Origin of the sequence: Geobacter hydrogenophilus, assembly GCF_018501225.1 — a bacterium.
GTDB classification, from domain to species: Bacteria; Desulfobacterota; Desulfuromonadia; order Geobacterales; family Geobacteraceae; genus Geobacter; species Geobacter hydrogenophilus.
This window is the reverse complement of record NZ_JAHCZI010000014.1, coordinates 39,628-65,290: the sequence shown is the minus strand read 5'-3', so window position 1 is coordinate 65,290 and position 25,663 is coordinate 39,628. Positions and strand designations below refer to the sequence as shown.

The window sequence follows — 25,663 nt, the reverse complement described above, 5'->3', positions numbered from 1 at the left end:
CCATAGGCTCCTTTTCCTGCTTCGATTCGATTTATTCCCCCGATGTTCGCCTCTTTCGGCCGACTTTCGCTCGACCCCGGTTTACCTCCGGCGAGAGGATGAGCTGAGGAGGTAGGTTCTGGGCCCCGAGGATCCGGACCATGAGATCGAACCCCTCGGAAATAGTTTCGAGCTTTTCCCGGGGAATCTTCTCCAGCCCCGCGACGAGGAGCCCCTGAGCCACTTCGGGGGACCGGGCCACCAGATCCTTCCCTTGTTCCGTCAGGTCAACCATCACCACCCGGCGGTCCTCCCGGGAGCGGGTCCGCTGAGCGAGCCCCTGGGCCTCCAGCCGGTCTATGATCCCCACCACGGTGGCGTTATGGAGGTAGAGCCTGCGGGCAAGGTCGGAAACCCGGAGGGGCCCCTGGCCGGCAATGACCTTGATGGCCCAGAGCTGGGGACCGGTGAGTCCGGTCTCCCGCATGGCCCGCTTCGAGTGTTCATTCACTATCTGAAAGACCCGGCGAAGGTTGTCGGTCACTTGGGCAATGAGGTCGGCAGTCGGTTTCATTTTCGGCTCCGGTTCGGAATCAAGGTTGCGGGTCCTGGACCGTAATCCTAGCCCCACTTTACTGGCAGCACAAGAAAATCGATAATTCGAAAAGAAGAAATTGTTGCACGCATCACAGAGTCTCTACAAACCTGTCGCACCCCGCGACACGGCTTCCCCGGAGGCCCCTTCAGGGTAAGCGGCCACCCATTCAATTCGTAGGTAATCGTCGGTCTTGGCCCATTACTCCATCAGGCTCTTTTCCACAATCTCGAAGACATCCCGCGGCAAATCGGGAAGTGCCCGGATGAGCTCCAGCTCCTCCTTCATCAGCGCCTGCCGAGCCGTGTCGTATCGCCGCCAGCGGGTGAGAGGAATGGTCATCCGGGCGGCAACCTGGGGATTGATGGGAATCAGCCGCCGCAACTCCCGGCCTAGAAAGCGATAGCCTCCGCCGTCGGCAGCGTGGAATCGGACCGGGTTCGCCATGGCGAACGCCCCAATGAGGGAACGCCAGCGGTTCGGGTTGGTCAGCTCGAACGCAGGGTGATCAAGGAGCCGCTCCACTTCCGCCAGGGTGCCGGGGAGAGTGGACGTTGCCTGAAGCCTGAACCACTTGTCCACCACCTGCCGGTCGTCCCGCCACCGTTCGTAGAAGGCGGCCAGTGCTTCCTGCCGCTCCGGGCAGTTGCTGGAGGCCAGGGGAGCCAGGGCACCGAGGGTGTCAGTCATGTTGTCCGCCTCGGCCAGCTGCTCCAGGGCCAGGGCCACCATGGCGGGGTCGTCACGGGTCAGGAGGTAGGCGAGGCAGAGGTTCGCCAGGCGACGGTGGCCGGCCCGGCCGTCGTCGACGGCAAAGGAGGCGCCTGTGCGGCAGGCGTTACGCACCGCGACGAAGCGGTCGGCAAGTTCATCGGCCAGGGTCCGGCGGAGGAACTGCCGGGCGGCAAAGAGTGCGTCCGGGTCAATCACCGGCATGAGCTCGGCAAGATAGTCCTCGTCAGGGAGGGTAAGGGCCTCGGCCAGAAAGGCCTTGTCAGGATGGTCGCTTTCCAGGATCGCCCGAAAAGCGGCCACGAAACCGGGATCACAGGTGAGGTGTCGACCTGCCCGGTAATCGTCGGCCAGCCGCAGAAGGAGTGCCACGGCGAGCCGTTGCCCCGCCTCCCAGCGGCAGAAGGGGTCGGATTCGTGGGCCATGAGGAAGACCAGGTCGTCGTGGCGGTAAGGATATGAGAGCTTCACCGGTGCCGAAAAGCCCCGCAAGAGGGCCGGCACCGGTGCCGCGTCGATGCCGGAGAAGGTGAACCGCTCCTCGGCCTCCTTGATCTCCAGGACCCGCGAAGTCGGTCCAGGGTGCGATTCACCGGCGAGGGTCACCGGGAGTTCCTGCCCCGACGGGCCAAGCAGCCCCATGACAACAGGGATATGGAAAGGGAGCTTCTCTGGCTGGTCGGGTGTTGGGGGGGTGGTCTGTCGTATCGTCAGGGTGAAGGTCCGTTGGCCCGGGTCGAAAGTGCCTTCAGCGGCGAGTTCGGGGGTTCCCGCCTGGGAGTACCAGCGGCTGAAGCGGGAGAGGTCGATCTGTCCGGCATCGGCAAGGGCCTGGACGAAATCGTCAATGGTGACCGCCTGGCCGTCGAAGCGGGCAAAGTAGAGGTCCATACCGGCACGGAATCGCTCTGGCCCCAGGAGGGTTGCGAGCATATGAATCACCTCGGCACCCTTGTTGTAGACAGTGGCGGTGTAGAAGTTGTTGATCTCCACGTAGGAATCGGGGCGAACCGGATGGGCCAGGGGGCCGGCGTCCTCTGCGAACTGTACAGTGCGGAGGTATCGGACGGCGGCGATCCGCTTCACCCCCCGGGATTCCATGTCCGCGGAAAACTCCTGGTCCCGGTAAATGGTGAGTCCTTCTTTCAGGGAGAGCTGGAACCAGTCCCGGCAGGTGATCCGGTTTCCGCTCCAGTTGTGGAAGTATTCGTGGCCGATCACCTCCTCGATGGCCTGGAAGTCGTCGTCGGTGGCGGTCTGGGGGCTGGCCAGCACATAGCGGGAGTTGAAGATGTTCAGCCCCTTGTTTTCCATGGCTCCCATGTTGAAGTCGTCCACCGCCACGACCATGTAGATATCGAGGTCGTATTCCCGTCCGAACCGCTCCTCGTCCCAGCGCATCGCCTTTTTCAGGGAGCGCATGGCGTGGTCGCACTTGTGGCGGTTTTGCTCCTGAACATAGATCCGGAGCGCCACCTCCCGGCCGTTCATGGTGGTGAAGCGGTCCTCGATGCAGACCAGGTTCCCCGCCACTAGGGCAAAGAGGTAGGCAGGCTTTTTGAACGGGTCGTGCCAGGTGGCGGCATGGCGACCGTCGGGGAGCACCTCCGCCGCCACCGGGTTGCCGTTACTGAGAAGCACCGGATAGAGTTCCCGGTCGGCGACGATGGTTGTAGTGAAAACCGACAGGACGTCGGGTCGGTCCGGATAATACGTAATGGAGCGGAAGCCTTGGGCCTCGCACTGGGTGCAGAACATCCCTCCTGAGCGGTAGAGCCCTTCCAGGTAGGTGTTCTCCTGGGGGCGAAGCTCGGTCTCCACCTCCAGGGAGAAAGAGGCCGGCACCCGGTCGATCACCAGCCGCTCCGGTTCGATGGCATAGTCGCCACGAGCAAGCGGCACCCCGTCAAGCCGGATTTCCTTCAGGGCAAAACGGTGGCCGTCCAGACGCAAGGGGGAACGCTCACGGGAGGGATCGCCATTAAACCGGAATTCCAGGCGCGAATGGACAGTACAGATATCCTCCCCCAGCTCGAAGCGGAGTTGGATGCTCTCGACCAGGTAGTCGGGAGGGGTGTAATCGGCACGGTAGATGGTAGAATGGGGGGAAACGGGCATGGGCTCCTCGGGGTCGGTGATTGAGTGTAGCGAAGAAATTCTACCAGCTATCGGGACGGGGGGGAACGGATTTCAGCCATGGTGTGATTGCGAACGGCCGCCTCGGACGGCCCATTGGCGGCTGCAGCGGGAGAACCCACGGGAAGTGAAAGGCAAACCGACATGGCTGCGGAAGCTGCAAGGCTACCCTTCCGCCGTTGTACTGCCATCCCCAACGGATGAACGACCGGACATTCAACTCTTTCCGAGGGCATGCCTGGTCCGTTCGTAGCACGCATCGATCTTTTCCCGGTCATCCTTAACCTGCACCGCCTCACGACCGGTCCTCGCCACCAGGACGGCATGATGATTGAGAACCGCACGGTGCTCGTCCGTGCGGATGTGGGGAGCGACGGCGGCAATGGCCTCGAGAAGCCGGAGAAACACCGGCAGATGGAACGAGGCTGCATGGCGGATCTGTCCAAACGCCGCATTCACGATTTCCTCGAAGGTGACCGGCACGACGGCGAGGCGAAGGCTCCCCTTCTCGTCGTACCGGAGTGGCGAGGGGAATTTCCGCTGGGCGCTCCTCCCGACGGCGACGCCGAGCCAGTCTATGCAGGTCATGGCAGTGAAAGGATCGTTGATGCCAGGGGAAAGGGCGCGCAGGGCCACCTCCACGAGCTGCTTCACGGCGTACTCCATATCCTGCTCGTTGGTGCGCTGCCGGCCACGGATAAAGGTATCGTTCACCTTTTTTACCAGCGACTCGTTCCAGTGTTCCCGGGGCCATGCGGTAACGAGGGATGCCCCTTCGGCGACGAACTCGCCGGCATGGTAATGAACCCGGAGGATCAGGTCGTGCTCGCGGGCGAAGGAGGACAACCCCTCAAGGTCGATCGCCTGGAGATACCCGCTCCCATCCGCCGCCACCGGCCACCCCTCTTCTTCGAACCGGGCAGGCAAGGCCTCCGCCACCTCCTTCGGTCCCAACTCCTTCAACCCGTGCTCCTGCTGCTCGGGAAACAGCCGGTCGATGGTCGCCTCCAGATCACGGTAGACGGCGGTAATGATGCTGTCCGCCTGGATCGATGACGCAACGTGGTGAACGAAGTAGATGAGAACTATGGTGCTCATCAGGGCGAGCAGGTAAGTAAACGTAACCGAGAGATGGGGAACGAACGACTCCTGGTCGGTGCCCCGCACCACCCTGAGAATGAGAAGACAGTAGATGAACGTGGCGACGAATGTTCCGAGCACCACCTGGGTGCCGGTGTCCCGCATGAAGTTGCCGAGGAGGCGCGGCCCGAACTGGGAAGAGGTGAGCGAGAGGACCACGATGGTGATGGAAAAGACCACACCGGCGGTGGTAATCATGGAGCCGGCCACGGTCGAGAGGAGGGTACGGGCCCCTTCCGGCCCTCCGCTGTAAAGCCAGCCGAGACGAATTGCCACATCAGGAGGAAGTGCCTCATCGAGGGTGGTCGTTCCGATGGCGAGAACAATGGCGAGACCCGCCATTACGGCCGGCACGAACCAGTAGCTGGAACGGAACGAGTACCAGAGATTAAAGATGCGGGTTTTCATGGAGACTCTCACTTCATGGGAAACGGCACCACTTCCGGGGCGGTGTAAACCGTGCCCCGCAAACGGGGCTTGCGTGTCTGTTCTTCTCGCGGAGACTGCCGGATCAGACGAGCGTCGGCTTCCCGATCGGCAGCTCCCGAAACCTCGTACGGGTGGCGGCAATGATGGCGTTGCAGAGTGCCGCGGCAATGGGCGACACCCCCGGCTCCCCCACTCCAGCCGGGTTAAGGAGGAACTCATTGTTAATGAGCGGCGGGTTCACCCGGGAAAAATCTCGACCGCCTCCGCCATGATTCCGGCGATCTCTTCCTTACCGATGACTCCGAGGATGCTTTCGACAGTAACCGGGTTGCCTTGCGTGACGACGGCCATCTCGGCATGGGCGAGCCGCAGGTGGGCCAGGATGCTGTAGAGGGGGATGTTTCCGTTGATCGTTATGTAACTTCGGCATGCGGCATCGGCAGCCAGAACGGAGTCCCCCTGCGTGAGGATGGCCTCCAGTGCCGCTTGGCGGGAGAAAATGCCGATCAACTCATTGGAGTCCGCCACCAGGAACCAGGGAACGCCGGGCGCCTCCCGCACCAGGCACGCAAGGTCCCGGAGAGTCGTCGAAGCGGGAACGATTCCCCGTCGGGTCTCCATAATGTCCTTGGCGCGCTTGAGGTCATAAACGTTTGAGTGGAGTGACTCGGGCATGTAGTGCCCCCTCAGGACGAGCTTCATCGTGTAGATGCTCTGCCGGCAGAGGTGCCTCCGGACGCTGTAGCAGAAGGCAACGGTGACGGTCATCGGAATGACGACGTTGTAGTCGAGGGTCATCTCAAGGATCATCACGATGGCAGTCAGGGCAGCCCCGGTTGCCCCGCCGACCAGTCCGGCCATTCCGGCCACGGCAAAGGCGGGGGGACTGATGGCCAATCCCGGCAGCATCCTATGGAGGGCAATGCCGTAGGCACCCCCGAGGGTTGCCCCGATGAAGAGAGAGGGAGAGAAGATGCCGCCCGATCCCCCCGAGCCGAGCGTGAGCGCGGTGGCAACCAGCTTGAGAAGACAGAGGAGGAGAAGTATGGCTTCAGTCCCCATGCTCCCGGTCAGGACGTCCTGAATTGTGGCATAGCCGACCCCTTCCACATGGTAGTGCCCCGAGGTCTTCAGGAGGATGAAGGAGATGAGCCCCACCAGGAGCATCCCGGCCATGTGGCGGAGGTAGTCGTTGCGGGGGATGTACCGGTCGAAGAAACGTTCGAACGCATAAACGGACCTTACATAGAGAGCAGTTACTCCCCCCAGGATGACGCCGAGCCCCACATAGGCAAGGAGGACGAAAGGGTTGTCGAGACGGAAGTAGGGGGTTTCGAGGGCAGGAATCACGAAGGCCGGATGGGCGCCGAAAAACAGCTGCCCTAGGTAAGTGGCCGTGGAGGTGGCGATGATGACGGGCACGAGCGTCTTAACGCTCACCTCATGGAGGAGGATCTCCGTGGCGAAGAGCAAGCCCCCGACCGGGGTGTTGAACGTGGCGGCAATGCCTCCTCCCGCCCCCGCTGCGATCAGTGTGATGATCTGCCAGGGGGGCATCCTGAGGAGTTGGCCGAGGGTTGAACCGAAGGCGGAGCCGATCTGGGCGATGGGCCCCTCGCGTCCCACTGACCCGCCGCTGCCGATGCAGAGTGCTGAGGCCAGCGACTTCACCATGGCCACAACGGGTCGGATATTCCCCTTGTTGTAATAGATGGCATCCATCACCTCGGGGACGCCGTGCCCCTTCGCCTCCGGAGCGAAGTTTTTGGTGAGGTAGACGACCCCGACCGCCCCGATCGCCGGCACCAGGATCACCCATCCCCCCCACGGGCTGGCGGGGGTATGGACGTTGGCATCGAAGGACAAGGAAAGTTTCCCGAGAAAGAGCAGGTTGTGGAAGAAGGCGATCAGTACGCGAAAGACCAGCGCGCCGAGTCCGGCGATGATGCCGGTCAGGAACGAAAGGAAGGCGAACATGAACGTCCCGTATTCTTTTCGCTCCAGGGCTTCCGGCATGGTTACTCCTCGGGAATGTATCCATTTCCCAGCCATTGCTCCCTGCTCGCTGGGTACTCCTATTGAAGAATAGAAACGATCTATGTCAACCGCTGCCTGAAGGGCATCCCCCCCCCGCAAATCACCTCTCATCATGACGATTCAAGACTCTTGCATGAGGCTCATATGACATTCTCCACCTTCCCCAGGGTCACCGCAGCGGCAATCAACGAGAGATGGGTCAATGCCTGCGGGAAATTTCCCAGCATCTCACCGCTGCGGGTATCGTACTCCTCGGAAAAGAGTCCGAGGTCGTTGGCCGTATCGGCGGCACGCCGGAACACACGCCGGGTCTCCTCGATCTGTCCTTGGGCCGCCAGGCACTCGGCGAGCCAAAAGGAGCAGGCGAGAAACACTCCTTCCTCTCCATCGAGACCGTCATCGGCCCGGTAGCGCCGCAGCAGCCCATCTTGCTCGAGATCTTGGCGGATCGCCGCAACCGTGCGCACCATCCGTTTGTCGTCGGCTTCGATAAAACCGAAAATTGGCAGTAGCAGCAAAGAGGCGTCCATGATCGGGGTATCGTAAGCCTGAATAAAGACACCGCGCTCGCGATCGTAGCCTTTCTCCTCGATCTCCGAGCGGATCTGATCACAGGCCTTTTGCCATTCGTCGACGGGAGCCTCGCGTTCGAGATTCTTCGCTAGGCGGATGCCGCGCTCGATCGCGACCCAGCACATGGCCTTCGACAGCACGAAATGACGGGGCTCCCCGCGAATTTCCCAGATGCCCCGGTCGGGGTTGCGCCACTGGCGGGTTGCGGCGTCGACCAGTTCGACCAGGAACTCCCAGTAGTCATCATCGGGCGATTCGCCGAGCTTGTGCCAACTCCAGGCGAGGTCCAGCAGCTCGCCGTAAACGTCGAGTTGAAGCTGCTGTTCGGCGGCATTGCCGACCCGCACCGGTCTTGCGCCGCGGTAGCCCTCGAGTGACTCGATCTCGTATTCGTGCAGGCGGCGTTCCCCCCCCACCCCGAACAGGATTTGCAGCTCCTCGGCGCTTCCGGCACAGCTACGCTCCATGAAACGCCGGAAGCCGTCGGCCTCGTCGGCGAAACCCAATTCGGCCAGGGTGCGCACCGTAAAGGACGAGTCGCGAACCCATGAATAGCGATAATCCCAGTTGCGCGAACCGCCGGGAGCCTCGGGCAGCGAGGTGGTCGCGGCGGCGGCGATGGCGCCACTAGGGGCGTTGGATAACCCCTTGAGCACGATCGCCGAGCGCAGGACCAGATCGCCCTCGGGGCCTGTGTAATCGAGCTGTTCGGTCCACTTGTGCCACCAGTCGATGGTCTCCTCGAGGCGCTCATCAAGCTCCTCGATGGATGGCGGGCTCACCAGGCCGTCATCGAGGTCTTCGGGGCGCCCGTAGAGGATGGAGAGGTAACGCCGCTCCCCTGCCTCCAGGGTGCAGCTGCCACCGATACGGTGTCGGCCGCTGAATTCGAAGCAGTAGTCGCCGGAGATCAGCAGCCCGGTCTGGCCGCCCATGGCGAGATAATGATCCTTTTTCCTGCGTATCCAGGGGCGCATTGCACCATAGTCGAAGCAGGGGGCGCACTCGAGGGCAACCTCAATTTCTCCGCGAACCCCTTCGAGAATCCGTATAATCTGCTGGTAGGGATTGTGGCGTCCCCCCTCGCGCATGGGGAAAAAATCGATCATCCGCACCTCGCCGTCGGCGGACTTGAACCGGGTCTCGAGAATCAGGGTTCGCTCGAGATAACGGCGGGAAACCTCGCCCCCTCCCTTGGGGTGAATACGGCAGTAGCCCCCCTTCTCCCAGTCGAGCAACCGCCCGAAACAACTGGCCGAATCGATGCGGGGCATGCAGCACCAGTCGATGGAGCCAGCGCGGGATACGAGAGCCGAAGAATGGCAGTCGGCGATGAAGGCGTAATCGCGGATGGGGGGATAACTTCGTTTTTGATCTTTGGTCATGCAGGCCCTCTGTACGTGCGAGCGACCATCGATTATCATTGGTGTTTCGTGATTGAATTCTACCAGTTAAATGATTCGCTGCGAGCCGCTCGTCAGTTAAATTCGAAATTTGACCGGGCGACTTCCTTTTGGCGATTCACTCGGGAGGAAACGATGAATGACAATCTATCTCTTCAGGGACAGGTCGCTCTCGTTACAGGCGCCGCCACAGGCATCGGTCGGGCCTGCGCCCTGGCACTCGCCGCTGCCGGTGCCGATGTTGCCGTGAATTATCGCGACCAGCCCGAACTTGCTGCCAAGTTGGTCGACCAAATCGTCGGAGAAACGAGAGTTCGTTCTTTCAGCGTGCAGGCCGATGTCAGCGTCGAACAGGACGTGGAGCGCATGTACGACGCCATCACCGAGCGCTTCGGGCGCATCGACATTCTCGTCAGCAATGCCGGCGTCCAGGCCGACTCAGTCTTCGCGCAGATGAGTCTGGAGCAGTGGAGCCAGGTTATTGATGTCAATCTGACCGGGGCTTTTCTCTGCGCGCGTGGTGCCGTTCGGGAGTTTCTGCGGCAGCCCTCGGGTCTTTCGCGGGCCCTCGGCAAGATCATCTTTACCAGTTCGGTGCATCAGGTCATCCCTTGGACTGGGCACGCCAACTACGCTGCGAGCAAGGGGGGGCTAATGCTGCTGATGAAGAGCATCGCCCAGGAACTTGCGCCGAAAAAGATCCGGGTCAATGCCGTGGCTCCCGGCGCGATCAAGACCGACATCAACCGCGATGCCTGGGAGGATGAGAGTGCGGCGGAGGATCTGCGCAAGCTGATTCCCTATGGACGCATCGGGGAACCCGACGATATCGGCCCGGCAGTGGCCTGGCTGGCTTCTGATGCGGCCGACTATGTTACCGGCACCACGTTGTTTATCGACGGAGGCATGCTTCTTTATCCCGGTTTTCGCACGGGGGGATGACTATGATGCGATGCAGATTTGGGACCAGAGCATAAAACTGGACCATGTGCCGATCATCGACTGCACCCCGCGGGGGCAAGAGGTAATCCCCATGGCGGCCCATGAAGCAGTTCGCTACAACGGGCGGACGGATTAGGGGTGAGGAGTTGAGGATTTGAAGGAGTTCGATATGATGCTTACGGCATCAAAAAGCTTTCCTGTCTGAATAACATGAGAACTCCCATGGAGGACAAGGAACTTTATTGGGAAAAACTTGAAGCGACACTGAAAGAATTGAAGGCCCAAAACCGCAGGCAAGGGAGTCGGGAGCGAACCTATGTCAGGTAACAAACAGGTGGTCATCACCTTGTCGGGCACCTTCGAGCATAGCGTGAACAGGGCTTTCAACATGATCCGTATGTTCTAGATCGCTATTCAGCTATTTTCAAACCCTGAAAAAAACACTTCAGTCTGACCGGAGACTTCTGAGAGAGGTCATCACCATGAATTTACCGATGAGTCAAACCCGGATCGATCGCCGCCGTGGGCTTCGAATCCTGCTGCTAGCTTGGTGGGGCGCGCTTTTCATCGGAAGTCCAACCGTTCCCGTGAGGGGACAGCAGGACTCTGGCGGCGAGGCCCAGTCCAGCATCCTTGCCGGCCAGGGACATCAGGTGGCCGAACGGATTGAGGTGCAGCCGGTCTCCAGCGACCAGGCCATCGACCGGCGCCTGACCAGCATTTTGAAGGCCACTGGCTGGTTTACTGAGATCGCCGTCGAGGTCGACGAGGGTGTGGTCTTTCTCGACGGGGTGACCGAGTCGGTCGATTATCGGGCCTGGGCCGGAGAGTTGGCCGGGAAAACCCGCGACGTGGTGGCAGTGGTCAACCGGATTCGGGTTGCCGAAAAATCCCTATGGGATTTGTCCCCGGCGTTGGTGGAGTTACAGGCTCTTTGGAAGCGAGGCCTCCAAAGTTTGCCGCGGCTCGGCCTCGGTCTGCTGGTCCTGATTCTGGTCGGAGTAGTCACCGGGTTAATGGCCCATGGGACGCGCCGCGCTCTCGGCCGGCGGTTGAACCCGCTACTGCGCGATGTGACGGTACGGGTTCTGAGTATCATTGTGTTGCTGATCGGTTGCTATCTGGTCCTGCAGGTCGCTGGGCTTTCCCGCCTCGCCGCCACCGTTCTCGGCGGCACGGGACTGGCCGGCCTGGTGGCGGGGATTGCTTTTCGCGACATTCTAGAAAACTACCTCGCCAGCATCCTGATCAGTATCCGTAACCCTTTCCGCATAGACGATCTAGTAGAGATCGCCGGACATACCGGTGTCGTGCAACGGGTGACCACCCGGGGAACGGTACTGATGAACCCAGACGGCAATCACGTCCAAATCCCCAACGCGACGGTTTACAAGAGCATCATACGCAACTATACCGCCAACCCAAACCGGCGGGAGGTCTTCGAAGTAGGAATCGGCTACGAGAACGACACCTCTGCCGCCCAGACGCTGGCCCTTGAGGTTCTCAATAGCCACCCTGCGGTGCTCAATGACCCGGAATCACTGGTTCTGGTCGATCGGCTTGGATCGTCCACGGTCAACCTGAAAGCCTACTTCTGGTATGACGGCTCGGCCTTCAATGGGCTCAAGGTCAAGTCCTCCTTGATTCGTCTGGTGAAGCGAAGCTTCGAGGAGCAGGGGATTTCGATGCCCGATGATGCCAGAGAGGTCCTGTTTCCCGAAGGGGTTCCGGTTCGCATGCTCGAAACTGCCCCTGGCACAAGGACGTCCGAGGTGGAGAAGACTCCACCCCCGCCGATGGCTGGCTCCGAAGCGGTCTCCGGCCAAGCCGAAGGAGAGTTGGCGAGCGAAGACCGACAGCTGCGGGACCAGGCCCGCAAATGCAGGACTCCAGAGGAAGGGATAAATCTGCTCACGGAATAAGGTGAGCAGCTCCAGACCCCCAATGTCTTAACCGGCATGCAATTTGGCATGCAATTTTGACCCTGTTTATTTTGCATAACCGGCGTTCAATATTGCCCCGTATTGTTCTCGTTGCGTTCTGCGCCGTTACGGAATGTCGCTCGCCTTCACCTTGGCCCGCCGGGCCTCGGCTTCCACGAAGATGCGTTTGACGTGGGGGTAGGCACGCTTGATCCTCGTGTCAATTCCGGCGACGATCGCCTCGATGTCATCCGCCGAGGCCGAGTCGTCGAACTCGACGCTCAGATTCACGAGGATGAACTCCGGCCCCATGTGCAAGGTGAGGATTTCGTTCAGGTGCTTTATCCCCTCCGCGGAGCGCACAATCTCCCGGATTCCCTCGACCACCTCGCGGTTGGCGCTCTCGCCGATCAGGAGGCTCTTGGTCTCGGCGGCGAGGATACTGGCGGTCACCCCGAGAATCAGGCCGATGATGACGGAGGCGGAAGCGTCGTACATGGAATTGCCAGTGAGGTGGCTGAGGACGATGCCGGCAAGGGCGGTGCCGAGGCCAAGAAGAGCGGCCGAATCTTCCAGTAGGACGACGAAAATCGAGGGATCCTTGGCTCGGTGGACTGCGGCGAAGTAGCCACGCTTTCCCTTGGTCCTGCTGAACTCCCGCAACGAGACGTACCAGCTGCCACCCTCGAAAACCGCGGCCAGCGCGAGCACCACATAATTGACACTCGAATGCCGGATGGGATGGGGGGCCATGAGGTGGTCTATCCCCTGATAGATGGAAGACCCCGCCCCGACGGCGAAGACGAGGATCGCCACCACGAAACTCCAGAAGTAGACCTCCTTCCCGTGGCCGAACGGAAACTGCTCGTCGGGGGGGAGCAGCGCGCGCCGTCTCCCGTAGAGAAGGAGAAGCTCATTGGATGTGTCGGCCAGGGAGTGGATCCCTTCGGCGAGCATCGCGGAGCTCCCGGAGAGCTGGGCTGCCACGAACTTGGTCACGGCGATGAGGAGATTCGCGGCGAGCGCGGCATGGATGGCCTTCTGGGGAGACGTCGCCATGGTTCACCCGCCGGTGCCGTTTCCGTTGTTGCGAATTTCCGGATAGATCCGTTCCACCAGTTTACCGAGGGTGAGTCCCTGGACGAGGATCGAGAAAACGACGATGATATAGGTCATGGCGAGGATCACGTTGCGCTCCGCTCCACTCGGAAGGGAGAGCGCCAGCGCCACCGAAATGCCCCCGCGCAGCCCTCCCCAGGTCAGGATGCGGACCGCGCCGCGGCTGAAGGATCGGAAGAGTCTCATAAGTGAAATCGTCCCCATCACGCTCGCCCAGCGCGCCAGGAGTGCGATCCCGATCGCCAGCAGCCCCGCGGCCAGGTAAGCGGGGGCAAAGGTCATGACCTGGACCTCCAGGCCGATCAGCACGAAGAGGAGGGCGTTGAGGATCTCGTCCACCAGCTCCCAGAAGGGGTCCAGGTGCTCCCGGGTCATGTCTGACATGGCGTGGGAGCGACCTCGGTTGCCGATGACCAGTCCCGCCACCACGACGGCGATCGGGCCGGAGGCATGGAGGCGGTCCGCCAGGGCGAAACAACCCATGGAAAGGGCCAGGGTGATGATGATCTCGACCTGGTAGCTGTCGACGTGCCGGAGCATCCGGTAGACGAGGTACCCGGCGGCGAGACCGATGAGGGCGCCGCCGACCGCTTCCTCCAGGAAGATTATCGCTACTCTTCCGGCGGTGACGTTGGCGGTTCCCCGGGTCAGTTCCAGGATGATCATGAAGACGACGACACCGATACCGTCGTTGAAGAGGGATTCGCCGGCGATCTTAGTCTCCAGGCTCTTGGGGACCCGGGCGTGCTTGATGATGCCGAGCACCGCCACCGGGTCGGTGGGAGAGATCAGTGCCCCGAACAGGAGGCAGTGGATGAACGGAATCTGGACACTGAGGCCCTTGAGGACGAGCCAGGCAAGGCCGCCGACGATGAAGGTGGAGACGATCACCCCAACCGTGGAGAGGAGGGTGATGGACCATTTCTGGTCGGCCAGGTCGTCGAACCGGATATGGAGTGCCCCGGCGAAGAGGAGAAACGAGAGCATGCCGTGAAGTAGGGCCTCGTTGAGATCGATCCCTCCCAGGACGGTCATCGCGTGGCGTTGGACGGTCTCCAGCCCGAACAGCCCCATGGCGGCGATCCCGAGGGAGAAGACCATGGAAATGAGCATGACGCCGATGGTGGTCGGGAGGCGGATGGTCAGATAGTTCACGTAGCCGAAAAACGCGGTGAGGACCATCAGAATGGCAATGATCTCGAACAGGCTCATGATGGTTCCGTCCGCCCGGGGGGGGCCGCCCGGGCGACGCTTTTCCCCTCGGTGACATTGTCGTAGTACCGCCGGGTGGGATAGGCGAAATCGATAGTGGTGCGCTCGGCGAACCGCTCCAGGATGGCCTCCCATATCTCCTGGGTGCTCTCGCGCCGCCGGCGCGGTTCACAGAGGTACCGGAGAGTCAGGAGAACGCCGCTCTCCTCCACGGACGTATAGACCGTCGGCGTGAGCGTGGGAGGGAAGATCATGAACTCCCGCGACGACAGTTCCATCTTCCGTTCGGCGTCGCCGGTCAGATCGGCCGCATGCTCGGTCGCAATCTTCCGCAGGATTTCCTTCGCTCCCTTCCAGTCGCTCTCGAAGGTCACGAGGACGGCGATCTCGTTCCAGATGTAATCGAACCATCCCCGCGTGTAATTGATCTGGGGGTCGACGAACACCTTGCCGTTCGGGACGTGCACGATCCTCCCGGTGCTCTGGTCCGCATGGACCCAGTTGCCGATCTCCATGAGGGTGAACTGGAAAACCCGCAGATCGATCACGTCCCCCGCATGGCCGCCGATCTGGATCCGGTCCCCCACGTCAAAGGGGCGCCGCCAGAGAATGAAAAGCCAGCCTGCCACGTTCACCAGCGGATCCTTCAGGGCAATCGCCACCCCTGCCGACAGGAGGCCAAGGAAGGTGGCGACCGACTGAAACTCCTCGAACCAGACCCGCCCGAGCAAGAGAACCGCGAATGCGACCGCCACGTAATTGGAGAGTTTCCGCCACTGGTAGCGCACCCGGAAACTCTCCGTGCGCCGCCACACCATCTTCAGGATCAGCCAGCGGAGCAGCCAGAGAACCGAGATGCCGGTCAGCGAGGTAATGAGCTTTTCATACAGCTCTGCCGGGATGCCGGTCGTTTTCTCCAGCCATTCGGTGAGAAGTCTCATGGTTTTTCTTCCCATCTATGGAAATGAAGCCGTTTGCAGGACGTCCGCATGACGGGCTGGTTTCAAGTATAGAGCACCGGGAGTGGAATTCCAGGCCAACCCGCTTCGGGCGACCAGTTCTCGTAGACTCATAGGAAAAGTTGGTGGCACAAAAAAATCGACAATCCGAAACGAAGAAATTGTTGCGGGCTTCGCAAATGCGGTAGTATATACTTTGAATACAAACAATTCTCATCAAACCAGTCGCGCCCCGCGACACGGCTTCCCCGGAGGCCGTGAACCCTGTGCGATGCCATAATGGTGATGCCTTGCAGATGAAGCGCCAACGCTATCGAAGACCTCCACGCTGGTCCACGCCGCTGGTCCTGATCCACGATCTCCACCTGCTTCGCCGGTTCGTCCGGCTGCGGCGGGGGGTCTTTTCCCTCCTTTCCCGACTGCGGGTCAGCGAAAACACCCTCATGGCAGTCCTGGCCGTGGGTATCGGTTTCGTGGCGGGACTCTGCAACTACGCCTTCCGCTCGTGCATCGATTTTTTCCGCTGGCTCATCATCGACAACGGTGGGCGGCTAACCGGCTACTCTCCCGACACCTGGGACGTTAACCGGCTCTGGGCCATCGCCTTCCCCGTTATCGGCGCGGCCTTCATGCTCCCCTTCTTCATCAGGTACAAGGAGGACATGGCCTTCGGTTTCCCCCGGTTCCTGGAGAGAGTCAACCTGAGGGGGGGACGGCTGCCGCTCAGGCTCATGTTCACCAGGGGGATTTCGTCGGCCCTCACCATCGGCTCCGGCGGCTCGGCTGGGCAGGAAGGCCCCATCGCCCAGATCGGCGGCACGGCCGGCTCCGTGGTGGGGCATCTGCTCGGCATGCCGGAGGAGCGGCTCAAGGTCCTTATCGGCTGCGGGGTCTCCGGAGGAGTTGCCGCCACCTTCAACGCTCCCCTTGCCGGCGTCTTCTTTGCCCACGAGATTGTCCTCCTCTCCAGCTTCGAGCTCTCCTCCTTCACGAGCATCGTCATCTCGTCCGGCATGGCCACTGTCGTCTCCCGGGCCATGTACGGCGACATACCCGCCTTTGACGTGCCGGCTTACCAGCTGGTCCACCCCCTGGAACTGGCCCTGTACGCCATGCTCGGCATCGTGTGCGGTTGCCTCGCGGCCCTCTTCATAACCGGCTACGGAAAAGCCCGGGCGTTTTTCGACCAGCTCCGGGTGAATCCCCTCTGGAAACCCCTACTTGGGGGCTTTCTCGCTGGGTGCGTCGGGGTATTACTCCCCCAGGTCCAGGGGAACGGCTACGGGTTCATCGAGAAGGCCGTCGGAAACGACGCGGGATGGCTCCTCGTCACGCTCCTCATCGTCGGAAAGATAGTCGCCACCTGTGTCACCCTCGGGTCGGGGCTGCCGGGGGGAACCTTTGCCCCGTCGCTCTTCATAGGGTCTGTGACCGGCATGAGCTTCGGTTTTCTGGCGAACATCCTCTTTCCGCTCCACACGGCGACGCCGGGTGCCTATGCCCTGGTTGGGATGGGGGCATTTCTCGCCTCGGTTACCCATGCCCCCATGACCGGCATCTTTCTGCTCTTTGAGATCACCGGCTCCTACAAGGTCATCATCCCCATCATGCTCGCCTGCGCCATCGGCACCGCCGTAGCCCGCCACTTCCGCAAAGACGGCATCGACACCGCCGATCTGGCAGCCCGGGGGATCGACCTGCGGGCCGGGCGGGAGCAGAGAGTACTGGCGAGAATTCCGGTGCGGGGGGTTATGATGCACGACGCGGAAGTTCTTCCCGAGTCGTTGACCATCCGCCAGTTCCTGCGGCGTGCCCATACCCCCCGTCAGCACACCTTCCCGTTGGTCAACTCCGGCGGCGGTCTGACCGGCGTCGTCACCATCCACGATTTTCTCGGCGTCGCCTTTGAGCCGGACATCCTCGATAAGGTTCCCCTCAGGGAAATGGCCACCGCCGACGTTATCACCGTAACGGGGAACGAAAGCCTCGCCGACGCCCTCGGGAAGATGGAGCTGAGCCCCTTCGACGAATTGCCGGTCGTCGATCCCGGCCCGGGCGGAAGGGTCATCGGTATCCTGTCCCGCCGGGAGGCCATTGCCGCCTATAACCGGGCGATCGTCGAACGAACCTTCCGGGCATAATCAATCTGCCTCCATCGTCCCACAAAAAGGGGGAAGGTTTCCCCTCCCCAACAACATCTCTCTTTTTTGAACTTCCAGAGACGCGCCTTTCGGTGAGCAGGAATGCCGAATCGGTTAATCCAGCGATGTACAGTGTCACCACTGACACCAAGGTATTTGCATATTCCGTCTACAGATAGCCAAGGATCTTCAATCTCGACCATGTCAATTGCTTAATGGATAGATACAGAGTGGCCCAAGTGCCAGCTCGAAGCATGGATAATTCGCATACACCCCCCCAAAAAAAGCAATTTACATATTCATCAAAGCATATACTTACCTACACATCTTGCCGCAAGACAACGTCAACCTATTGAAATACGGCAGTATTAGCCAGGGTGCCCACTGAGAACCGCCACCATATCTTCCACCGTTACCAGAACGGCTTGGCAACCACTTCCATAAGGTGGCCACCACTCGGTCGCAGGACATTTCGCGCAATTTCCATAACAGCCAGTCAGCAAGAGCCTGCTCAAGCATGATAATTCTAAGTTGCGTCATAATACGTCGCATTTAGATAAATATCACAACACTCCTCCCCAAGCACCTCATTCCAAACACGCCTCAATTGAAACGCAAACACGTAACCGTTGCCATCAAGCACATCTATACCGTGCACGAACCACTTTTTTTATGGGTGATGAGCCTCAGAGCCGCACCTCAGAAAGGAACTAACACATGTCTAGACAGAAGAAGCGGAATGCCAAAGAGCAACAGATGAGTCTTTACGACCTCCCTGAGTTGAGGGATTGGCAAGGGGTGGAAACCCCAACAGCGTCTCCGCCAATCATGGAAACAAGAGAAAGGTTCGAAACCGGTGGGCTTTACGAAATTGCCTGCGAGCTGATAACCATCGCTCGTGACTATCCCCGCAAGCATATCGATCAGGAACATCTTGAATCCCTTATCCACTCAATCGAGAGCCGGGGACTCGTTGCCCCCATCACCTGTACCGTCAACCAGCACGGAGAGCTAATTCTTGCGTCAGGACTCATCAGGTTGAAAGCCGCAGAAAGGACCGGCCTGCCAAAGATCACAGTGCTGATCGTAAACGGTGACCCACTGGAACTCAATCTGATCGAGAACCTCTTCAGAAAAGATCTCACCGCTGTCGAAGAAGCCGAAGCAGTCAAGGAACTGATGCTTCAGAAGGGGTACTCCCAGGAAGCCTTGGCCGCTACCCTGGGCAAAGCCGCATCCACGATATCGGAAATCCTGTCCGTGGCTGATCTGCCAGCGGAAATACGCGATGAATGCCGCGCCGATCCGAGGGTCTCACGGGAAAAACTGCTCAAGATTGCCCGGATCAAGGGAACGCCAGAAACAAAAATCAAAGCATTCCGGGCCATCAAAGACGGAAAGACGGTCAGAACATCAACGAACCGTCGCCAACGCATGAAGCCAACAGCAAAGTTCTTCCGAAGCATCTCCGAGAGCGTCGCAAAGATGTCCGCCGATAGTCTGAAGGAGAGTGAACTACAGCCTGTCAAAGACGAGATCAGAAAAACCATGGAGAAACTGGCAAAACTATATGATTCAATTAACAAATAGGCAATACTTCGGTGCACCGAAGTTGTTTCTGTTCCGTTGCGTCGGGTGCCACGCCCAAGCTCGGTCTTTTGTCCGCGCCGGTGAAACTGCTTGCGGCAATAAACTCGAACAGCCTAATTCCAATAGGCTATCGCGATCATGTAGATGGCGTAGCGAAACCCATAGCTGACGTGCACCTTCTCCTTGACCTTGGTGACCACCTGGATCCCGACGGTTCCAGGTGGCACCCCCCTCCCCCATTTTTTGTGACTGGTCTGCCAGTTGCGCGCCTCGAGGTCGAGTTCCTTCTGCCAACTTCTCCGACGCTCACGGGTCGCCTTCGGTGAAGAATCATTCCCGCGACAGTCGATCAGTCTTATCATACGCTTGCCGATGCCGAGCATGCGAAGTGCGTCCACATAACGTCGAGCCTTGGCTATCTCATGAAAGCATACCATGCCGGACTGAACGGAGAACTTCTCAAGGAAATAGTCGAGCATGTCGAATATGCATCTCCGTTCACTGCCGGAAAGCTTCTCGAATGTCGAGAGGATTTCAGTCGCGACACGCAGATCATGGTCATAAACCAGGGGCGATGGAAAGATGTCATTGTTCGTCTTCCGCTTGATCTTCCTTTGCTGTACCCCTTGACCGGAAATTTCGATCTGCACGTGCCGAAAGTTGTGAGTCTTCGTTTGCATTACGCTGATACGTCTTGCATTCTCGATCCACTGTTCTACAGCTTCCCGTTTCAGTTCGAGCTTCCCACAAATCTCGTCTACGGACCATTTCCCGACTTGAGACATATGGAGTACTTTTGGCACCGTCATCCAGAGCGGAATCTGATGATCGACTTCATCCTCCACAACAATCCGATTCAGGATAGGATCGGTCGCCTGGCTGACCAGGGGGTCCCGATATCTTCCGAGCTTGCCAATTGCTCCAGTAAAACCACTTTCCCAGTCAAACAGCACCTTCCCGGCAGTATCCTTCCGTGTGTACCGGTAGGCCAAGGCCCGGGACATCCCCGTCAGTCGGGCAGCAGCATCAGGCGACACAACGGGAAGGATCTCCCCTCGGGAGAGCTCCCGGCAAAGAAGCCAGTCGCTAAGATGGACATAGCTTTCGAACGTCGTGCCAACCTCTGCGTGCCCACAGAGAGCTGCCACCAGATAAGTCCCTTTGCGGCCAAGGGGTTCATTACCCATAAGCTGCTCACGGATAGTGGAAACGCTGTCGTCGTCAAATTCCTGGTGGTCGAGGAAAGGCGCTTCCTCGCGCAGTCCGGTGCTTTTTCCGGTCACCCGAACAAGGAGCCAGGTTGTAAACGAATGCCTCAGATGGTGATAGCGAAGCGTAGCGTCACCCGTTACCATGGCAAGTGCCTCGCGAATTATGGGAAACACCATTGCTTCCGGCATTGGAGTGGTCGGCAGACCTGAGGCAGAGAAAAGAAGGGTCCTCTGCTCGACCTTTTTTTCTTCACGCAACCGGCATGCTTTCCAGGACAAGAGCAGCCTGAGTTCATCCGGCTGCAAGAGAACGCGGAGGGGGATGCGGCGGGTGGCGCTGAGCGACTTCAATTTACGTGCCCGCGTCGGACGGACGATAAGTTCGGCTCGACCGTCATCATGCACATCGATCAGCCTGAGGTAACGAACCTCACTGCGCCGAAGACCGCACCTAAATCCGATAATCGCGGTAAGGAGGCAGACCAAGGCGCGCCGCGACAACCCCGACTTGCCTGCTTCCGGAAACTGCCCTGCCCATGAAACCGGTGCATTCTTGTCTCCCGACAGGAAAGAAACCGCTTCGCGGAATCCAAGCACCTCCTTGACGAGATCGAATTCCCGCTGTGACACCAGATTCGCATCGACACTCACTTCGGCCGGCGCGGAACGGCCACGGAAAAAACCGTCACCAACGGGATGGACGTGGTACATCTGCACAAGAAAGCGATGGAAGCGCCCGAGGGTATCACGGGTGAACCCTTTCTCAGACTCTTCCTTGACCAGTTCAATCACCCGCCCGTAGCTTTCGATGAACTCCCCCGGGGACCACTCGAGGATATCCTCGGCACCGCAGACAACTAGCAGCTTATCGGCCACCGCGCCCAGATAGCGGTCTACCGTTGAAGGCGAGTTTCCCTTTTTGCGTGACAGATGATATAGCGACCATGATGCGAGATACCCGAGTATCGGAAAGAGGCGTCCTCTCTGCTGGGCAATAATCCCGGAAATTTCTTGCTCGCACTGTGCGGCACTCTTGCCTTCTGCTGAGACAACCCTCTTAAGGCGACGGAGGATCTTCCCTTGATCGGCGGACGTCTCGTCTTCACCGCTCCACGTGACTTTCTTTACCACTTCAGCAACGCCGTCATCATTGGATTCGTCACCACGGCTTACCGGAACCGCTCTCGATTCACACAGGCGAGTCCACGTAGCTGGCGGAACAGAAACCGACATCAAATGACCCTCGGCAAACGAGGCGAGGTAACCTGGCACATGGAGACCGATGCGAGTCCGAGCTGCGGCAAGGAACTCTTGCAGATTATTTGGTAAATCATTGGCATTGATATTCAAGGTTCGGAAATAGGCCTGAAGAATATCCGAGGCATTCGGAAGCGACTTTGATGCGTCTTTGTTTTCACGTAAGAACGGAAGAGATCGTGAAATAAGAAATCTGGTTACTGGGTCCGCGATCCAGCGGCGTTGCCGTACAATGCGCTGTTCATGGCTCCGCTGTTTCTTTCCGTCGTTGCTGTCAGATGCCTCGCGCTCGTACTGCCAGACAAGCTCCATATCGAGCCACAGCATCCCTTCGCCAATACGAACCCGCTCGAAAAGCGCCGAAATCCACGGGTGCAACCACTCGCGATGAACGAGACCACCAAAAACCACCGCAGACAGGAGCAACTGCCCCACCCTCAGTTTCAGTGCCCCGGGAGGATTCTCGTCGCGTACCGACAACATGGCCTGCTCGACCCTGCGAATCTTCTGAATATTCAGGAAACTCTCAGGAGTAAATCGTGCTTTCTCCCTCGGCAGGTCAAACAGAATCGAAGGGATGCTTACCTGCCAGCCAAGTTTCTCTTTGCCTTTACTCAGTGTGCGCGAAACGAATGTTCGAAGACTGGCATGCAACAGACCTGACTTCGTCTTGAACTTTTCGAGAAGGTTTTCGAGCTCGTGACGTGAAAGTGTCGCACCATATTCACCGGCGAAAATTTCCGGATTTACCTCCTTGAGACGATCGAGGAACGCATACTTTACGTCATAGATCTCCTGTTTGCCGGCGTTGCCTTTGTCGGGTCTCTTGCCGAGTCGTCTGAGCCATATTTTGTGAGCACCCTCCATCGTCAGTCCTCGACTAGCCCGCTTTCAGCCTTCCATCCGAGATCCTCGAGAAGCGGAACCAGGAAGCGATTGAGTTCGTTCCGGTAGTCCAGGGGGGAGAGCCCGGAATGGTTTCCCCACGGCTCAAGTCCCCTCTCCCAGTGCCCGAGAAAAGCATTCACAACCTCAACGGAACATCCTTGATCAAGCAGGTTGGTACGAAGGAAATGGCGGCCAGCGCTGACCTTCAGGTGGTAGTTTATTTTTCCCACGAGGGACTTGAGAATTCGTGGCTGAAGCGGCAGACCATTTTGATTCTTGTCCAGGTACATGAATGAGGGGTTTTCCCGTAAAGGTCTGCGTCCCCCCACGGCCTTTCGACGAACCAAAAAGAACAGGTCTTGGTTCATGGTGAAAAGTCGCGTTTCGAGGAGAGAGAGGTGTTTCCGGTAGTGGTCGAGCTGATCGATGCAGACAGGCGGAAGCCACACGATCCGCGCGTTGTACAGGTCGTCGCCGTCCTTGTCCGAAATGACGGCAAAGCCGGTTGCCCGATCTATTTCGGCTCGTTGAAAAAGCGGATCCGACACTTCCCGATATCCGGTGGCAGATGCGACCAGCATGATCGTATAGACTGTCAGGACGTTGTGCAGCCGTATCAGCTTCTGCTCGCTTTCAGCAGCCTCGCAACGCGCGACATCAAGGCGGTGACGCAATTCAGCAACCAAATTTACGACTGTGTCGCGGGCAGGGACCAACGTACTGCCGACATACTGCTGCTCATTTCCATTCGAAACCCCGGTCTTCTCGACGGCAGGAACACCCGCCCCATCAGCGATCCCGGTGCAGATGCCGCCGTAGACCTCCTGGATCCGGTGAACGGACAAGGCAGTGTAATGGAGGGGAACGCGGCCGAGGACATCCTCCCTATCGGATACCGCCATCGCAAGGGTAATATCCGAGCCCTTTACTCGTGAGAGCGCATCATGGAGGTACATGGAGACCCGTTGTAGCGTCTGTCTCCCGCCGCATTGATGGCGGAGAACCTTGAAAAACTCTTCCGCCCCCAACTCATACGATTCGACTGATCGATTGAAAAGCCTGGGCTGGCCGTTCCGTCCAGAAATAGCACTGCTGGCATGATATTCCTCTAAGATCAGTTCTGCATGCCCGGGGACCTCAAGTGTCAGGGTGGGGACTGTCCCAAGAACCTGTCTGCGGGCGGCCTCGGTTATCTTCGTTTTAAGGGGCGGGACGGGAGGCGTAATGAGCCACTGCAGCGTCTTGCCCGGCAGCGCCAGACAGTGCAACGAACCTTTGGGCAAGTCCCCCTTAGTAATGAAACGGCAGCGGAACGCCCGCTCAATGTTCGATGAAGTCCAGAAGGTTACGGCAAGGAAAGCCGCAAGCTCCAGAGCCGGAATCCCCCCATAAGAGACTGTGGAAGTAGTGAGCGAGGAAATTCCTTGCAGGAATGCTGATACCTCGTGAGACGTCAAACGCTCCCAATCGCACGACAGCCGCTGGTTGTGCATGGCGATGGCTGCTGCGGCCATTTGCATCTTCATTCTCTGCTGCCGGAACGTCAATCCCCCTGACGGGTCACTGCCAGTACACTCGAGAAGCCCCTTCTCCTGCGAAGCATTGAACTCTTCCGGAGTGCACCAGGCGTCGCACTGCTTTTCGAGAACTTCGTCGCTCACTCCCTGGTGAGAAAGAATGCTCACCTTCTCGCCGACACCTTTATCGCCCACCTCGGGCACCACTTCGAGGGACTGGGTCTCTTTCAGAGGTTTAGTTCGATAGAAATTTGCCGGCTTCGGAGTGGTTTTCTTCGCCGCCCGGACGACACCCCGCCTCCTCTTGAGCGCATGATCAAACAGAACCTTGAGTGGATGAATAAACCGCTTTATTGACTGTTCACTTTCCAATGCCACGAGCGCATTGTAATAGGCATGAATAGTCAGGATCTTTTCTGGCAGCCGGGCAAGCCGGTCATGGTTTTCGGGATGCGCCAGTTGACGGACAACCTTGCACGCGTTGTATTTTGTAGATTCGCTGCAATGGGTGAGTCTCTTTTCTTCCAAATGTCGAATATTATGGAGAGCGATGCTGAGATAAGCTTGAAGGAGATGGTAGCGCCCACCGAGCTCAGGTGAGTCGACACAGCACCAGAGGGCGACCCCAAGGGGATGGTATTCATAGTGTCCCAGGAGCGGAGGAGTGTGCCGGTTTTTGCCACGTGCGCAAAAACCCGGTATTACGTCGTCGATCTCTGCCTGATGAGCAACCATCAGTTTGCAGTACCAGATCCAGTGGGAAGCCATGCCAATTAGTTCCCGGTCGGGTTTCGGGTTGATTTCCTCGATCCGTTGAACGATTGGAAGGATAGTAATCAGGTTGGAGGCGGTGAGAGCGAAGGAGTGAAGATCGGGAATGCTGACGAATCGGCTGAGTTCCCAGTAGAAACGGGGGCTGACCTTGCAGGGCAGGACCTTGGAGAGTGCTGACCAGTGATCGATTCCCATGTTGCACGCTCCTGCTCAAGGTTTTTCAGATGGTGATGATGAGGACACTTCCCGCATCCTCTTCTTCTGGATGTCTGTAGCAGGAGAAGAAAGTGCCGATGGTTTCACACCCAACGCCCTGGCGAATGAGATTGCCGACTTATCAAGTGGCGGCAACCACACTTCCTTGCGCAGCCCTGTCCCGTTGAAAATCTGGTACAGTTCGAGCGCACTGCCCCGGAGAGTGTGGATAAGCGGCACCACTGCGAGGTCGAGATACCGCAGGAGATCCTTGTTCTCGCTGGCGAAACGCTTATCAACAACCAGCACCGGTATCTTGGCTGATGGATCAAGGCAGAACGCCGCAATCTTGAAAAGGCGGGCCCCTGCAATCACCTCAAAGTGCTTCTCTTTTCTGGTGACAGCGAGAGGGTGGAGTTCCAGTAGCAGTGCAATAACCTCAGAAGATATCTCTTTGAGGTCTCGCATGGCGTAACGGGACTCGTCGAAACTGACTTGCAATCCCTCTTCCTGCTCGATTCTGAGCCTCAGGCAACTGATCGGCATCATTTGTAGTGCCGGTAACTCGCGCTTGACCGGTTTACCAGTAGACTTGGGAACCCGAGGCTTACGTGTCATACGCTCCCTTTGTAGCGACTATCTTGACTATTCGAACATTTAGATATATCGGCACAAGAAGAAAAAACTTTAGGACATCCCAGAAGTTCCATTTTTCGTCGCGTCGTTGCCACCTCTGACCATACAACCATGCGAAATTGTCCAAAGGTTAAAGGTGACCTCCTACTGCCACACGCACATCAAGACCGAATAAAGGCTTGCGCCATTCGCGAATCGCGAATGGAATATAACCACGATTTATTAAACCACGAGAGATGCGATTCGAGACGGAAGGCACGGGAACGGGAACTGCGG

General features: G+C 58.8%; 18 protein-coding genes. 5 read left to right on the top strand and 13 right to left on the bottom strand.

Features of this window, described 5'->3' with window-relative positions:
- Positions 1-31: 31 nt before the first annotated feature.
- The 6 genes from KI811_RS16500 to KI811_RS16475 form a co-directional block, all read right to left on the bottom strand.
- Positions 32-553, bottom strand: coding sequence for a MarR family winged helix-turn-helix transcriptional regulator (locus tag KI811_RS16500; RefSeq protein ID WP_214187569.1), 522 nt, complete (start codon positions 551-553; stop codon positions 32-34).
- Positions 554-775: 222 nt separating this feature from the next.
- Positions 776-3,424, bottom strand: coding sequence for an aminopeptidase N (gene pepN / locus KI811_RS16495; protein WP_214187568.1), 2,649 nt, complete (start codon positions 3,422-3,424; stop codon positions 776-778).
- 234 nt (positions 3,425-3,658) lie between these two features.
- Positions 3,659-4,990, bottom strand: coding sequence for a DUF2254 domain-containing protein (locus tag KI811_RS16490; RefSeq protein ID WP_214187567.1), 1,332 nt, complete (start codon positions 4,988-4,990; stop codon positions 3,659-3,661).
- A gap of 103 nt (positions 4,991-5,093) precedes the next feature.
- Positions 5,094-5,252 (bottom strand): hypothetical protein, encoded by a 159-nt coding sequence (locus KI811_RS16485; RefSeq protein WP_214187566.1) that lies wholly within the window; start codon positions 5,250-5,252, stop codon positions 5,094-5,096.
- Positions 5,249-7,027, bottom strand: coding sequence for a chloride channel protein (locus KI811_RS16480; RefSeq protein WP_214187565.1), 1,779 nt, complete (start codon positions 7,025-7,027; stop codon positions 5,249-5,251). Before KI811_RS16480 ends, KI811_RS16485 begins: the two co-directional genes overlap by 4 nt.
- 161 nt (positions 7,028-7,188) lie before the next feature.
- Positions 7,189-9,006, bottom strand: coding sequence for a glycoside hydrolase family 15 protein (locus KI811_RS16475; protein WP_214187564.1), 1,818 nt, complete (start codon positions 9,004-9,006; stop codon positions 7,189-7,191).
- A 153-nt stretch (positions 9,007-9,159) separates the two neighbouring features.
- Here KI811_RS16475 and KI811_RS16470 point away from each other — a divergent pair, with 153 nt between their 5' ends.
- From KI811_RS16470 to KI811_RS16465, 3 genes are all read left to right on the top strand, one after another.
- Complete coding sequence (locus KI811_RS16470; RefSeq protein ID WP_214187563.1) at positions 9,160-9,966, top strand: glucose 1-dehydrogenase; 807 nt, start codon at positions 9,160-9,162, stop codon at positions 9,964-9,966.
- 10 nt (positions 9,967-9,976) lie between these two features.
- Entirely contained in the window at positions 9,977-10,102 is a 126-nt protein-coding gene (locus tag KI811_RS18825) for a hypothetical protein (protein WP_281415251.1), read from the top strand.
- A 451-nt stretch (positions 10,103-10,553) separates the two neighbouring features.
- On the top strand, positions 10,554-11,888 hold the full coding sequence (locus KI811_RS16465; protein WP_214187562.1) for a mechanosensitive ion channel family protein: 1,335 nt from the start codon (positions 10,554-10,556) through the stop codon (positions 11,886-11,888).
- A gap of 126 nt (positions 11,889-12,014) precedes the next feature.
- Here KI811_RS16465 and KI811_RS16460 read toward each other — a convergent pair whose 3' ends face one another.
- From KI811_RS16460 to KI811_RS16450, 3 genes are read right to left on the bottom strand one after another with little or no spacing between them, the layout of a single operon-like run.
- On the bottom strand, positions 12,015-12,947 hold the full coding sequence (locus tag KI811_RS16460) for a cation diffusion facilitator family transporter (RefSeq protein ID WP_214187561.1): 933 nt from the start codon (positions 12,945-12,947) through the stop codon (positions 12,015-12,017).
- Between the two features lie 3 nt (positions 12,948-12,950).
- On the bottom strand, positions 12,951-14,219 hold the full coding sequence (locus KI811_RS16455) for a cation:proton antiporter (protein ID WP_214187560.1): 1,269 nt from the start codon (positions 14,217-14,219) through the stop codon (positions 12,951-12,953).
- Positions 14,216-15,160, bottom strand: a complete 945-nt coding sequence (locus KI811_RS16450; RefSeq protein ID WP_214187559.1) for a mechanosensitive ion channel family protein — start codon at positions 15,158-15,160, stop codon at positions 14,216-14,218. The genes KI811_RS16455 and KI811_RS16450 overlap by 4 nt, the downstream gene beginning before the upstream one ends.
- Before the next feature lie 275 nt (positions 15,161-15,435).
- Here KI811_RS16450 and KI811_RS16445 point away from each other — a divergent pair, with 275 nt between their 5' ends.
- The gene (locus KI811_RS16445) at positions 15,436-17,319 is read left to right on the top strand and encodes a chloride channel protein (protein WP_343213607.1); all 1,884 of its coding nucleotides are present in this window, start codon (positions 15,436-15,438) and stop codon (positions 17,317-17,319) included.
- Here the strand turns inward: KI811_RS16445 and KI811_RS16440 are convergent.
- Complete coding sequence (locus tag KI811_RS16440) at positions 17,280-17,522, bottom strand: excisionase family DNA-binding protein (protein WP_214187558.1); 243 nt, start codon at positions 17,520-17,522, stop codon at positions 17,280-17,282. The two genes, KI811_RS16445 and KI811_RS16440, sit on opposite strands and share 40 nt — an antisense overlap.
- Before the next feature lie 514 nt (positions 17,523-18,036).
- Between KI811_RS16440 and KI811_RS16435 the strand changes: the two genes are divergently transcribed.
- Positions 18,037-18,909: a ParB/RepB/Spo0J family partition protein gene (locus KI811_RS16435; RefSeq protein ID WP_214187557.1), complete on the top strand. Its 873-nt coding sequence runs from the start codon at positions 18,037-18,039 to the stop codon at positions 18,907-18,909.
- A gap of 113 nt (positions 18,910-19,022) precedes the next feature.
- On the opposite strand, the gene KI811_RS16430 is transcribed toward KI811_RS16435, so the two are convergent.
- The 3 genes from KI811_RS16430 to KI811_RS16420 are packed head-to-tail and all read right to left on the bottom strand — an operon-like array spanning position 19,023 to position 25,300.
- On the bottom strand, positions 19,023-22,244 hold the full coding sequence (locus tag KI811_RS16430) for a site-specific integrase (RefSeq protein ID WP_214187556.1): 3,222 nt from the start codon (positions 22,242-22,244) through the stop codon (positions 19,023-19,025).
- Between the two features lie 2 nt (positions 22,245-22,246).
- Positions 22,247-24,751, bottom strand: a complete 2,505-nt coding sequence (locus tag KI811_RS16425; RefSeq protein WP_214187555.1) for a site-specific integrase — start codon at positions 24,749-24,751, stop codon at positions 22,247-22,249.
- A gap of 15 nt (positions 24,752-24,766) precedes the next feature.
- The gene (locus KI811_RS16420; protein WP_214187554.1) at positions 24,767-25,300 is read right to left on the bottom strand and encodes a hypothetical protein; all 534 of its coding nucleotides are present in this window, start codon (positions 25,298-25,300) and stop codon (positions 24,767-24,769) included.
- Positions 25,301-25,663 lie beyond the last annotated feature (363 nt).